The sequence below is a fragment of the Bradyrhizobium sp. Ai1a-2 genome, assembly GCF_000426245.1.
Lineage (GTDB): Bacteria > Pseudomonadota > Alphaproteobacteria > Rhizobiales > Xanthobacteraceae > Bradyrhizobium.
Window position 1 is genome coordinate 39,010 of sequence record NZ_AUEZ01000008.1, and the last position, 13,457, is coordinate 52,466.

Annotated in this window: 10 protein-coding genes; 2 read left to right on the top strand and 8 right to left on the bottom strand. The window is 64.3% G+C overall.

The window, feature by feature from the left end:
• Window positions 1–3: 3 nt before the first annotated feature.
• The gene (locus tag K288_RS0108185) at window positions 4–1,137 is read right to left on the bottom strand and encodes an efflux RND transporter periplasmic adaptor subunit (RefSeq protein ID WP_027579091.1); all 1,134 of its coding nucleotides are present in this window, start codon (window positions 1,135–1,137) and stop codon (window positions 4–6) included.
• Between the two features lie 167 nt (window positions 1,138–1,304).
• On the opposite strand from K288_RS0108185, the gene xth reads away from it, so the two are divergent.
• Window positions 1,305–2,096 carry an exodeoxyribonuclease III gene (xth, locus tag K288_RS0108190; protein WP_027579092.1) on the top strand — a complete coding sequence of 264 codons (792 nt, stop codon included), beginning with the start codon at window positions 1,305–1,307 and terminating at the stop codon, window positions 2,094–2,096.
• Window positions 2,097–2,297: 201 nt separating this feature from the next.
• Here the strand turns inward: xth and K288_RS0108195 are convergent, their stop codons facing one another.
• Both K288_RS0108195 and ilvD read right to left on the bottom strand, forming a co-directional pair.
• The gene (locus tag K288_RS0108195) at window positions 2,298–3,140 is read right to left on the bottom strand and encodes a tetratricopeptide repeat protein (protein WP_027579093.1); all 843 of its coding nucleotides are present in this window, start codon (window positions 3,138–3,140) and stop codon (window positions 2,298–2,300) included.
• Window positions 3,127–4,851 carry a dihydroxy-acid dehydratase gene (ilvD, locus tag K288_RS0108200; RefSeq protein ID WP_027579094.1) on the bottom strand — a complete coding sequence of 575 codons (1,725 nt, stop codon included), beginning with the start codon at window positions 4,849–4,851 and terminating at the stop codon, window positions 3,127–3,129. The genes K288_RS0108195 and ilvD overlap by 14 nt, the downstream gene beginning before the upstream one ends.
• A gap of 1,093 nt (window positions 4,852–5,944) precedes the next feature.
• Here ilvD and K288_RS0108205 point away from each other — a divergent pair.
• The gene (locus K288_RS0108205; RefSeq protein ID WP_027579095.1) at window positions 5,945–8,137 is read left to right on the top strand and encodes a lytic transglycosylase domain-containing protein; all 2,193 of its coding nucleotides are present in this window, start codon (window positions 5,945–5,947) and stop codon (window positions 8,135–8,137) included.
• 60 nt (window positions 8,138–8,197) lie between these two features.
• On the opposite strand, the gene K288_RS0108210 is transcribed toward K288_RS0108205, so the two are convergent.
• The 5 genes from K288_RS0108210 to K288_RS0108230 are packed head-to-tail and all read right to left on the bottom strand — an operon-like array spanning window position 8,198 to window position 13,437.
• Complete coding sequence (locus K288_RS0108210; RefSeq protein WP_027579096.1) at window positions 8,198–9,166, bottom strand: tripartite tricarboxylate transporter substrate binding protein BugD; 969 nt, start codon at window positions 9,164–9,166, stop codon at window positions 8,198–8,200.
• A 27-nt stretch (window positions 9,167–9,193) separates the two neighbouring features.
• Complete coding sequence (locus K288_RS0108215) at window positions 9,194–10,435, bottom strand: threonine synthase (RefSeq protein WP_027579097.1); 1,242 nt, start codon at window positions 10,433–10,435, stop codon at window positions 9,194–9,196.
• Between the two features lie 18 nt (window positions 10,436–10,453).
• Entirely contained in the window at window positions 10,454–11,875 is a 1,422-nt protein-coding gene (lpdA, locus tag K288_RS0108220) for a dihydrolipoyl dehydrogenase (RefSeq protein WP_027579098.1), read from the bottom strand.
• Window positions 11,875–12,057 (bottom strand): hypothetical protein, encoded by a 183-nt coding sequence (locus tag K288_RS0108225; protein WP_027579099.1) that lies wholly within the window; start codon window positions 12,055–12,057, stop codon window positions 11,875–11,877. Before K288_RS0108225 ends, lpdA begins: the two co-directional genes overlap by 1 nt.
• 3 nt (window positions 12,058–12,060) lie before the next feature.
• Window positions 12,061–13,437, bottom strand: coding sequence for a pyruvate dehydrogenase complex dihydrolipoamide acetyltransferase (locus tag K288_RS0108230; protein WP_027579100.1), 1,377 nt, complete (start codon window positions 13,435–13,437; stop codon window positions 12,061–12,063).
• Between the last annotated feature and the right edge of the window lie 20 nt (window positions 13,438–13,457).

Here is a 13,457-nt window from a genome sequence, read left to right on the forward strand (position 1 = left end):
CGTCTAAGCCCCGGCCTTGCGTGCGCGCGGCTCGGCCCGCGTGCCGTCCGACAACAGCAACTGGCCGTCGACCACGACGTCCTCACCGCCGGAGAGCCCCTCAGCGATCACCGAGAAGCCGCCGAAGGTGCGGTCCACCTTGACCGGGATGACCTTGGCCACGCCGTCCTTCACGGCGAAAACATAGTTGCCGTTCTGGCTACGCTGGACCGCGACCGTCGGCACCACCACGGCATCCTCGTTACGGATGATCAGCTTGGTCTGCACCAAGATGCCCGGCCACAGGGTCTCGTTTCCATTGTCCATGATGCCGCGGACGGTCACCATGCCGGTGGTCGAATCCACGGTGTTCTCGACCATCGCCACCTTGCCCTCTTCCGAGCGCTTGTGCCCGGGGACGGTCGCGATCACCCTGGAATCGCCCTTCGCCATCGCATCGCGCAGGTCGACCAGCACGCGCTGCGGGATCGCGAAGGTGACGTAGACCGGCGCCATCTGGTTGATGGTGGCCAGCGGCTGGGTGTCGGCGGGACGCACGAAATTGCCGACCTTCACATTGGCGGCGCTGATGCGGCCTGCGAACGGCGAGCGGATGACGGTGTAGCTTTTCTGGACACGGAGATTGTCGAGCGCCGACTGGTCGGCCTTGATGGTGCCGATCAGGATGTCCGACTGGGTCTTGGCGTTGTCGACATTGACCTGGGTGGTCGCGCCCTTGGCGACGAGATCGTTGTAGCGGCGGAGGTCGCGCTGCGCGCCCTCGAGTTGCGCCTGGTCCTTGGCCAGCACGCCCTCGGCCTGCTCGATCTGGGCGTCGATTTGCCGCGCGTCGAGCGTGAACAGGAGGTCGCCCTCGTTGACCCTGGCGCCGTCCTCGAAATGCACGCCGATGATCGTGGTCTCCAGCCGCGACTTCAGCGCCACGCTGGCAATCGGCGTCACGGTTCCGATGGCATCGACATCGACCGGGACCGATCGCCTCTCCGCCTTGGCAAGGTCGACCGAAACCGCGCGCGACCGTTGCGGCGCCTGCGCGGTCGCACCACCACCGGCCAGCCACGACGAGCGGGTGGTGTAGGCGGCTACGGCGGCGATGCCGATGACGCCTGCAACGAGGATTAAATTTCTTTTCTTCATGCTTTTTGCTCGCCCGCCGGCCCACAATGACCGGGACGACCCAATCCTGCCCCTTGCCTGCCCCTCGACGGCGCGTTTTGCGCCATTAATCCTTAAATGGTTATCACAGCCGTGCGGCACATGGTATGCCAACGGCCGAAATTGTGGCTACGACTTAGGTCCCCTTCATGCGCATCGCGACTTGGAACGTCAATTCGATCCGGCAGCGGCTCGAGCCCCTCCTCGCCTGGCTGAAGGAGTGCTCCCCTGACATCGTCTGCCTGCAGGAAATCAAATGCACCGACGAAGCCTTTCCGCGGCTGGAGATTGAATCGCTCGGCTACAATGTCGTGACCCACGGCCAGAAGACCTTCAACGGCGTCGCCCTGCTCTCCAAGCTGCCGTTCGACGAGACCAGGTCGGGCCTCGCCGGCGATGATGAAGATGCCCACGCGCGCTTCCTCGAGGGCGTCGTCACCCACAAGCACGGCGTACTCAGGGTCGCCTGCCTTTATCTGCCCAATGGCAACCCGGCGAACAGCGACAAATATCCGTACAAGCTCAAATGGATGTCGCGGCTTCTTGAGTATTCGAGGGAGCGACTTAAAGCGGAAGAGCCGCTGATCCTTGCCGGCGACTTCAACGTGATCCCGGCGGCCTCAGACGTCTACAACCCGCCGGCCTGGGTGGAAGACGCGCTGTTCCGTCCGACCACCCGCGAAGCGTTCCAGTCCCTGCTCGGCCTCGGCTTGACCGACGCGCTCCGCGCCGTCACCGACGCGCCCGGCCAGTACACGTTCTGGGACTACCAGGCTGGCGCCTGGCAGAAGAACTGGGGCCTGCGGATCGACCACCTCTTGATGTCGCCTCAGGCCAGCGACCGCCTGACCCACGTCGGGGTCGACAGTTACGTCCGCGCCTGGGAAAAACCGTCCGACCACGTGCCGGTCTGGGCCGAACTCGACTTCGAGGCTGCGTAAGATCCACAATCGGTTGCGACTTCGGCTCACCTCCCCTTGAAAAGGGAAGGTCGGTTTGCGCGTACGCGCAAACCGGGCGGGGATCCACTCTCTCCACAAATGCCTGCGCCCGCGGCAGACCCCCATCCCAACCTTCCCCCTTTCAGGGGGAAGGAGCACAGCATCCATTGCGGATACATCTCAGGGGTTCGGTCTCTCAGCCTAGTCCTTGCGGCCCTGCACCCAGTGCTCGAGCATCTGCAGCGCCATCGCGCGGTCGTCGTCGGAGGCCTTGGCGAACGCGCGGTTGTAGCTTTCCTTGATCCACATCTCGTCGGGAGCGGCGCTGTCGCGGGCGAGCGTCAGCCACATCAGGCCGCGCGCCCGCTGCGGCGGCAGGCGGTCGCCGTTGAACAGCATCTGGCCGAGCAGCGCCTGGGCCTGATGCTGCCCCTTCTGGGCCGCAAGCCCGAGCCAGCGCGCGCCATAGCGGAAGTCTTCCCGCGAGGCGTCCGGCGTCTTCAGATAGAGCCGGGCGAGATCATACTGGGCGTCGGCATTCCCAAAATAGGACGCCGCATAGGAGAACATCTCCCGCGCCCGGTCGGTATCAACCTTGATCTTCGAGTTCGGGATGCCGTTGAGGTAGTAGCGTCCCAGCGCCACGAACGCCTGGGCCACGATCGTCGCCTGCGGCGCTGATGGGCTATCCTCGGCATGCGCATTGGCGATGCGGCTGAAATATTCGAACGCGCGCAGGTCATCCTGGGCGACACCGTCGCCCTCGGCATACATCCGCCCCAGCTTCCACTGGGCGACGGGATGGCCGCCCTCTGCGGCAAATTGCAGCGACGAGAAGGAGGACGTCGAGGAGTTGGCGGCGTTCGCCGTGGGTGCCGGAACCGCCACCCGCTTCAGTCCGCCCCCGGCGCTGGGCTGGGGAGAGACCATCGGGATCGTGGCGTCCTGCGGATTGACCGGGGCGCCGTCGAACGCGAATCCAGGACCCGCCACCGGAATGGCCCCTAAAATCAACGCAATAATCGTACGCTCAAATGTCCGCATAACACTGTTTCTCGTGCGCGCCACCTGGATGGGTGACGGCGCCAACCACCGCAGGCCCGACCTGCTGGGCGTATTTCCACAGCGCACCAGATGTTTGGTTAGTCGCGCGAGGGGCCCATTTGGTCTTGCGTTCCGCGAGCTCGGCGTCGCTCAATTTTACGTTAAGAGTGCCGGCCACCGCGTCGATCTCGATGATGTCGCCGTCCTGCAGCAATGCGATCGGTCCACCGATGGCGGCTTCCGGTCCGACATGGCCGATGCAGAAGCCCCTCGTGGCGCCCGAGAACCGGCCGTCGGTGATCAGCGCGATCTTGCCGCCCATCCCCTGCCCGGTCAGCGCCGCCGTCGTTGCCAACATTTCCCGCATGCCGGGACCGCCCTTCGGCCCCTCGTAGCGGATGACGATGACCTCGCCTTCCTTGTAGGTCCGCTTCTGGACCGCCTCGAAGGCGTCCTCCTCGCGGTCGAAGCAGCGGGCAGGACCCGTAAACTTCAAATTCGACATGCCCGCGACCTTCACGATCGCTCCTTCCGGCGCAAGATTACCCTTCAAGCCGACGACACCGCCGGTAACGGTGATCGGCTTGTCCGCAGGACGGACCACGTCCTGGTGCGGATTCCACTTCACGCTTTTGAGGTTTTCGGCGATCGTGCGGCCCGTCACCGTGAGGCAATCGCCGTGGAGGTGGCCGTTATCGAGCAGCGTCTTCATCAGCAGCGGAATGCCGCCAGCTTCAAACATGTCTTTGGCAACATAACGGCCGCCCGGCTTCAAATCCGCGACGTACGGAGTCTTTTTGAAGATTTCCGCCACGTCGAACAGATCGAACTTGATGCCGCATTCGTTGGCAATCGCCGGCAGGTGCAGGCCCGCATTGGTCGAGCCACCGGAGGCTGCGACCACGGCCGCAGCGTTCTCCAGGGATTTACGGGTGATGATGTCGCGCGGCCGGATGTTCTTGGCGATCAGCTCCATGATCTTCTCGCCGGCGGCGGCGCAGAACGCGTCGCGGATCTCGTAAGGCGCCGGAGCCCCGGCAGAATACGGGAGTGCGAGCCCGATCGCTTCCGACACGGTCGCCATGGTGTTGGCGGTGAATTGCGCGCCGCAGGCGCCGGCCGAGGGACAGGCCACGCGCTCGATCTCGTCGAGATCGGCATCCGACATGGCGCCCACCGAGTGCTTGCCGACGGCTTCGAACATGTCCTGGACGGTGACCTGCTGGCCGCGGAAATTGCCGGGCAGGATCGAGCCGCCATAGATGAAGATCGAGGGCACGTTGAGCCGGACCATCGCCATCATCATGCCCGGCAGCGACTTGTCGCAACCGGCAAGCCCGACCAGGGCGTCATAGGCATGGCCGCGCACGGTCAGTTCAACCGAATCGGCGATGCATTCCCGCGACGGCAGCGACGAGCGCATGCCGTCATGGCCCATGGCAATGCCGTCGGTCACGGTGATGGTGCAGAATTCGCGCGGGGTGCCGCCGGCGGAGGCGACGCCCTTCTTCACCGCCTGGGCCTGGCGCATCAGCGAGATGTTGCAGGGCGCGGCTTCGTTCCAGCAGGAAGCCACGCCGACGAACGGCTGGTGGATCTGCTCGGTGGTGAGTCCCATGGCATAGAGGTACGAGCGGTGCGGGGCGCGCTCGGGGCCCTCCGTCACGTGGCGGCTCGGCAGTCTGCTCTTGAGATTGGTCTTGGCGTCCATCGCGAACCCAGTTGTCCCAGCCATCTCTGCCTTGACCCGGGAAATGGTGATCTTCCCTTCGCTTCGCGAGTGCCGTAGCTCTAGCCTTACGAAGCATCATTTCATGCAGGGGTGTGGCCAAAAAGCGGCGCGTGCAAGAAGTGCCGGATTAAACGGATAAATCTTAGACAACTGTTGCCTCATCGCAACAATCGTTGCGCCCCAGCAACCATTTGGACGGGTTCCAGGCGCTTAGCGGGCATTTTTCGGGCGCGTAAACCATCGCGCGGGAACCGTTTTGGCGAAGATTGTGGCTTTGGCTTCACTCGAATCGGCGTGCGATTCTCGCTGCGCGGTCCCTTACGAAAGCAGGCACACATAACCACCGGAGGTTGACGTCACGCGAGCGAACGGTCGCGGCTTCGCGCATCACCAGCGCCTGCAGTGATGGGTCGCGTTCACACAGAGCGATGCGCCTGAGGTTGCGTCTCGCTTCATTTTTCTTCCGCCAGGATTCGCCGCTGTGTTGCTGGCTTGACGCTTCGTCGCGCGCTGACACAACGGAGAGTTTTGAGCCAGGACGGTGGCGCCACTCACTACCGAGAAAATTTCCGCGCGCACGCGTTGATGATCGCGTGAATGGCGCGATCGTTGCGCTATTGCGGCAGCAATTGGGCACACGTGTTGGCGATACGGCGCGTGTATTGCGGATTCATCGTGTTCAGGAAATCCAGTGATCCCGCTTCTGCATGCGAAGCGGAACCAAGCAGCGAACCGACGCCATTGCGACGGCGCGCATCACAACGCGAGGGCTTTCATCTCCGTAAGTCTCTTCTCTGGCTGTACCGCCCAGCCGTGCGAGGACGGTGATCGTGTCACTCGCGCTTGCTCGTGCGAAGCATCACGCAAGACAAACGTGATCACCGGAAGATGCGAAGTTCCTTCTAGACACTCCGTAATTTCACCACGTTAAGGTTCCATTCACTTCAGCGTTTTTCTCGCGCTGTGTCTTCAGCGCGACAGTCGTGAATCGATGCTGTGATAACCTTAGTCCCTTCAAGCCGCACGGTTTGCGACTTGGTTTGTGTCTAATGGTTCGCAGGGGGACCATGGAATGAACCAGTGCTTACGTTCGCTGTCTTGTCTCCTCACGGTGGCTGTGCTCGCGCTTTTCTCGACGGATGCGACGGCACGCTCGAGCCACAAGCAAGCGCACATCAAGAAGTCGAACGACGCGAAGGCGACGAAGGCGCGCAATCAGCGTGAAGCCGCAGGCGGCAAACGCAGGCACGGCAAACAGGCCGACGCGCGCCGCAAGTCGAAGGATGCATCCGCGAAGGAAGCGCCTCCGCCGAAACCGGAACTGTCGGGCGATCTCGCTCTGGTGGAGGACGGGATCGATCTGGCGCGCAAGGCGAAGACGGAAGATGCGACCGCCGCCAGAGACAAGATCGCCGACCCAGCGGGCCAGAAGCTGGTCGAATGGTACATCCTGCGCCACTCGGAGACGACGGCGAGTTTCAACCGCTATGCGGCGTTCATTGCCTCCAATCCGGATTGGCCGAGCATGGCGCTATTGCGCCGCAAGGCCGAGGGACGGCTATGGCAGGAGCGCAGCGATGCGGTCACGGTTCATCGCTTCACCCGCGATCGCCCCACCAGCGCCAAGGGCAAGTTTGCGCTGGCGCGCGTGCTCCTGATCGAAGGCGACCGCGACAGTGCTGCGCGTCTGGTCGGCGACGCCTGGCGCTCGGACGAATTGTCGGAGCGGCTCGAAGGCGATGCGTATGAGCTGTTCGGTGATCTCTTGACCCGCGAGGATCACCGCGCGCGCATGGACAAGCGTATCGGTGCCAAGGATCTCGCCGGCGCCAAGCGCGCGGCACAACGGCTTGGCGGCGATGAGCTTGCGATCGTAAAGGCGTGCGGCGCGGTGGCTGCGAAATCGAGCAAGGCGCTCGACCAGCTCAACGATGTCGCGACTGAGGCCCGCAAGGATCTTGGCTATACGCTGTGCCGCCTGCAATGGCTGCTCGCCCAGAACAACATCGACGATGCGGCCAGCCTGGCGATATCAGCGCCGCCTGAGACGATGGCGCTGCAGGACACCGATCAATGGTGGCGCGAGCGGCGCCTGCTGGCCCGCAAGCTGCTCGATCAGGGCAAGTTCCAGACCGCGTACGACGTGGTTGCCGCCGCCGCGCTGCCGGCCAACGAATATTACCGTGCCGATTTCCACTCCATGTGCGGCTGGATCGCCCTGCGCTATCTCAATGATCCCGTGACGGCGGCGACGCATTTCGCGCGCATCGACGAAGGCGCGACCAATCCGATCGTGCTGGCGCGCGCGAACTACTGGCGCGGCCGCGCCGCCGAGGCGCTCGGAGAAAAGGACGCGATGCGCGCCAGCTATGAGGCCTCCGCGCGCTATCCGACTGCCTATTACGGACAGCTCGCGCGCGCCAAGCTGGGCCTTGATGCGATCGAGCTGCGGGCGCCCTCGCCCGCTGCTGCCGATGATGCGGCGGCCGCGGACGAGCGCGTGCGCGCCGCCGATATGCTCTACCAGATCGGCGAACGCGACGTGGTGCTGTATTTCGCCGCCGATCTCGGCGAGCAGAGTACGGATGTCCCCGTGCTCAACGCGCTCGGCGAACTCACCGCCCGCCGCAACGACGCGGCCACCATGATGCAGCTCGGCAAGCTGGCGCTCGGGCGCGGCCTTGCGCTCGAGCGCTACGCCTTCCCCACCATCGGGATTCCCAAACATACCCAGGTCGCGCCCGAGATCGAGCGCAGCATGATCTATTCGGTGGCGCGCACCGAGAGCGCATTCGACCAGCGCGACAAATCGCCGGCCAATGCCGTCGGCCTGATGCAGGTGACGCCGGAGGCCGGCCGCGATACCGCCAAGCGCTTCGGCGTCAGCTATGACTGGGACCGGATGGTTTCCGATCCCGTCTACAACACCCAGATGGGCGCGGCCGAACTCAGCGGGCTGCTCGCCGATTACAGGGGCTGTCACATCATGATATTCGCCGGCTACAACGCCGGCCGCGGCCGCGTCCGCGACTGGGTGAAGGCGTATGGCGACCCGCGCGATCCGAACGTGGATCCGGTCGATTGGGTCGAGCGCATTCCGATCTCCGAGACGCGCAACTATGTGCAGCGCGTGATGGAGAATTTGCTGGTCTACCGCGCACGCTTTGAGAGCAGCACGACGGTGGCGACGAAGGCGGATCAGCGCGCGGTCACGCAGGAGGTCAACGCAGCCGCGCCGACGACCGCAGCCGCAGACGCGCAGTGAACAACTTGGAGGGCGGGTTAGCAAAGCGTAACCCGCCGCCTTCACCCAAGCGAACGGCTCTCAATCCACCTTCACGTCGGCGGCTTTGATCATCGGCCACCACTTTGCGATCTCGGCCTTCTGCCAGGCGCCCAGGGCTTCGGGCGTGAGCTGATCCTTCGGCGGCATGCGCAGGCCGAGGTTTTCGAGCTGCTTTACAACAGCGGGATCGTTCAGCGCCTCGACGGCCGCGGCGTTCAGCTTGGCAACGACCTCCTTCGGCGTTCCCTTGGGCACCCAGAGGCCGGACCACAGCGTCATGTGGAAGCCCGGCAGGCCGGCTTCGTCGGTGGTGGGGACCTCGGCCGCCGAGCCGACGCGCTTGTCGTCGGTCACGGCATAGGCACGGATGTTGCCGCCGCGGACCTGGTTGATCGAGTTGGAGGTCTGATCGATCATGATGTCGATCTGGCCCGCCACGAGATCGTTCAGCGCCGGCGCGGTGCCGCGATAGGGCACATATTGCAGCTTAATGCCGGAGACGTTCTCGAAATAAAGCCCGGCGATGTGGCTGCCGGAACCGGCGCCTGCGGTGCCGGCGGTCGGCGGCGACGGTCGCGACTTCAGCCAGGCCAACAATTCGCCCAGCGATTTCGCGGGGATCGCGTTCTTGCTGACGATGATCATCGGGTTGCTCGGCAGCAGCACCACGGGATCGAGATCGGCGACGAGGTCATAGCCGAGCTTGTAGACGGCGCCGTTGGCGACATGCGTGCCGAGATGACCGAACGAGATGGTGTAGCCGTCCGCCGCCGAGCGCACCGCGCGGCCGACGCCAATCGAGCCGCCCGCGCCCGTGACGTTCTCGATCAGGAGGGTTTCTCCGAGCGAGACCTTCATCCGCTCGGCGAGGATACGCGCCATCGCATCCGACGGCCCGCCGGCCGAGAACGGCACGATGATGGTGATCGGATGCGAGGGATAGTTTTGCGCGACGGCGGCGCCGCACCACGTCAACACCGCAAGGAACGTCAAGACTATCTTTCGCATCGCCTACTCCATTCGAAAATGTCCGGCTTAGAATTGCGCGAAGTCGATCGGCTTGAAACGATCGAGCGTGCGCGTGACCGGCGGCAGCGGATATTTAAGGCCTGTAGCGCAATTGAACAGCATCACGCGATCGTTTTTCGTGACGCGTCCGTCAGCGAGGCTTTGCTTGTAGGCAGCATAAGTGGCCGCGCCCTCGGGGCACAGTAGCAGCCCCTCCTCGCGCGCGACTTCGCTCAGCGCAGCAGAAATCTTCTCGTCATCGACCGCAATGGCGAAGCCTTTGCTCTCGCGGACCGCGCGCAGGATCAGAAAATCTCCGATCGCCTGCGGCACGCGGATGCCGGAGGCGATGGTGTGCGCGTCTTCCCAGCGCGTCGCATGCTCGGTGCCTGCTTCGAAAGCACGCACCATCGGGGCGCAACCGGACGCCTGCACTGCGACCATGCGCGGGCGCTTCGCACCGATGAAGCCGATCGCCTCCAGCTCGGCAAAGGCCTTCCACATGCCGATCAGGCCGGTGCCGCCGCCGGTCGGATAGAAGATCACGTCGGGCACCTCCCAGCCGAGTTGTTCGGCGAGTTCGAGCCCCATCGTCTTCTTGCCCTCGATCCGGTATGGCTCTTTCAAGGTCGACGTGTCGAACCAGCCGACCTTTGCCTTGCCCTCGCCGACGATCTTGCCGCAATCGTCGATCAGGCCGTTGACGCGATAGACCGTCGCGCCCTGCAGCTCGATCTCGCTGACATTCACTTCCGGCGTATCGGCCGGGCAGAAGATCGTGGTCTTGATGCCGCAGGAGGTGGCGTAAGCGGCCAGCGCCGCACCCGCATTGCCGTTGGTCGGCATCGCCATATGCTTGATGCCGAGCGCTTTCCCCATCGACACCGCCATGACGAGGCCGCGCGCCTTGAACGAGCCGGTCGGCAGCCGCCCCTCGTCCTTCACAATGATCTCGCCGCCGCCAAGCCTGGCGCCGAGTTTCGGCAGCCGGATCAGCGGCGTCGTCACCTCGCCGAGGCTGACGATGTCCTTGCACTGGCGCACCGGCAACAATTCGCGATAGCGCCACAGGTCGGCCGGACGCTGCTTCAGCGCATCCTTGCTCAGCGCCTTCTTCACGCTCGCAAGGTCGTAGCGCACGAGCAGCGGCTTGCCGGCCTTGGAGAGATTGTGCACCTGGTCGGCGGGATAGTGATCGCCGTCCATCGCGCATTCGAGATGGGTGACGAAGGTCGGACGTTCGATGGTCAGGTTGTCGTTGTCTTTCACGGTTCGCCGTCCCTTCCGTTACATGTTGAGGACGCGCCCATAGGCGTCCAGCACCGCTTCCTTCATCATCTCCGACAGCGTCGGATGCGGGAAGATGGTGTGCATCAGCTCTTCCTCTGTGGTCTCGAGGTTCATGGCGATCACATAGCCCTGGATCAGCTCGGTAACCTCGGCGCCGACCATGTGGGCGCCGAGGAGCTGGCCGGTCTTCTTGTCGAAGATCACCTTCACCATGCCCTGGTCCTCGCCGAGCGCGATCGCCTTGCCGTTGCCGACGAAGGGGAAGCGGCCGACACGGATGTCGCGTCCGGCTTCCTTGGCCTTTGCCTCGGTCATGCCCACGGACGCTACCTGCGGATAGCAATAGGTGCAGCCCGGGATCATGTTCCTGTCCATCGGGTGCGGATGCAGGCCCTTGATCGCCTCGACGCAGATGATGCCCTCATGCTCGGCCTTGTGCGCGAGCATCGGGGGACCGGCGACATCGCCGATAGCGTAGATGCCGGGAACATTGGTGCGGCAGTAGCCGTCGATGGCGATGATGCCCCGCTCGGCCTTTACGCCGAGCTTCTCCAGCCCGATGCCTTCGACATTGCCGACCACGCCGACCGCGGAGATCACGCGGTCGAACTCGATGGTCTGCGGCTTGCCCTTGCCGTCGTCGATGGTCGCAACCACGCTGTCGCTCTTCTTGTCGAGCTTCGTCACCTTGGTATTGGCCAGGATCTTGATGCCCTGCTTCTCGAATGCCTTGTGCGCGAATTTCGCGATCTCGGCGTCCTCGACCGGGAGGATCTGCGGCAGGACTTCGACGACCGTCACCTCCGCGCCGAGCGTGCGATAGAACGAGGCGAACTCGATGCCGATCGCGCCGGAGCCGATCACCAGCAGCGATTTCGGCATCTTGTCCGGCACCATCGCCTCGAAATAGGTCCAGACCAGTTTCTTGTCGGGCTCAAGTCCCGGCAGCACGCGCGGCCGCGCGCCGGTCGCGATGATGATGTGCTTGGCCTGATAGGTGCCCTCGCCCAGCGCGCCCTTCGGCGCTTCGACGGAAGACTTCTTGACCGTGAGCTTGCCCGGCGCATCGATCGTTGCCTCGCCCCAGATCGTCGTGACCTTGTTCTTGCGGAACAGGAAGCCGACGCCATCGTTCAGCCGCTTCACCACGTTGCGCGAGCGCTGCACCACCGCCTTCGGATCGAATGCGATGTTCTCCGCCGACAGGCCGTAATCCTTGGCGTGCTGCATCAGGTGATAGACTTCCGCCGAGCGCAGCAGCGCCTTGGTCGGGATGCAGCCCCAATTGTTGCAGATGCCGCCGAGATAGGCCTTTTCCACCACCGCGGTCTTGAAGCCGAGCTGCGCCGCGCGGATCGCGGTGACGTAGCCGCCGGGGCCGGCGCCGATGATGATAACGTCGAAGGAAGTGTCAGCCATCACAAATCCGATCTAGCCAGAGCAACCAGGAATCCGGTCCATCCAAGCGCAAGCAGCCCGGCGCCGCCCAGCATGATCCGGAACTGGGTGGTCGATGCCAGGTCACGCGCGCGGACGATCAGCGCGGCAATCGCCAGCGCTATTGCGAGAACATAGGGACCATAGAGCAATGCGTTGGACACGCATCACACCATCATCATGACGGGGTTTTCGATCAGCTGCTTGAATGCGCCGATCAGCTCGGCGCCGAGCGCGCCGTCGATGGCGCGATGGTCGCAGGAGAGCGTCACGCTCATGATGCTGGCAATCTCGATCTTGCCGCCCCGCACCACCGGCCGCTCCTCGCTGGTGCCGACGGCGAGGATCGTCGCGTGCGGCGGGTTGATCACGGCCGTGAAGTGGTTGATGCCGTACATGCCGAGGTTGGAGACGGCGGTGGTGCCGCCCTGATACTCTTCCGGCTTCAGCTTGCGCGCCCGGGCGCGAGCGGCAAAATCCTTCATCTCGCCTGATATCGCCGACAGCGTCTTGGTTTCCGCTTTGCGGATGATCGGCGTGATCAGGCCGCCCGGCATCGCCACCGCCACGCCGATATCGGAATGCTTGTGCTTGACCATGCCGCCTTCGGTCCAGCTCACATTGCAGTTCGGGATCTTCTGCAGCGCGACCGCCATCGCCTTGATGACGAAGTCGTTGACCGAGAGCTTGTAGAGCGGCTTCTTGTCGGCGTCCTTCGGGGCCGCGGCGTTGATCTCCTCGCGCGCGGCGAGCAGCTTTCCGATGTCGCAGTCGATCGTCAGATAGAAATGCGGGATCTGCTGGATCGATGCGGTCAGGCGCTGCGCGATGGTGCGGCGCATGCCGTCATGCGGCACGATCTCATACGAACCCGGCTCGAACAGTGCCAGGATCTGCTGGTCCGACATCGAGGGCGCGATCGACGGCGTCGTGCTGGGCGCAGCCGGCGGCGCCTTGAGGCCCTTGCCGGACTTCGCCTCCTCGACGTCGCGGGCGATGATGCGGCCGTGCGGACCGGTGCCGTTGATGCGCCCAAGCTCGATGCCGGCGTCCTTGGCGAGGCGCCGCGCCAGCGGCGAGGAGAAGATGCGCGCATGGCCGTTGCCCCGCTGCGCCGATGCCGCGGCTTGCGGCGCGGGTGCCGGGGCTGCGGCCGGCGCCGCGGCTTTCGGTGCCGGCGCCTGGGCGGGTGCGGGAGCCGGCGCAGGCGGCGGTGCGGCGGCGGCGGGTTTGGCGGCAGGCGCCTCAGCGGCCTTCGGCGGCGCAGCGCCTGCGCCGCTCGCGGCCGCCTTCACGTCCTCGCCGTCACCGGCCAGCACCGCGATCACGTCGTTGACCGGGACGTCCTGCGTGCCCTCAGGCACCAGGATCTTGGCAATGGTGCCCTCGTCGACCGCCTCGACTTCCATCGTCGCCTTGTCGGTCTCGATCTCCGCGATCACGTCGCCGGACTTGACCTTGTCGCCCTCTTTCTTGAGCCATTTGGCCAGATTGCCCTTCTCCATGGTAGGCGACAGCGCGGGCATCAGGATGTTGATGGGCATGGTGACCTCACAAAGCTAAC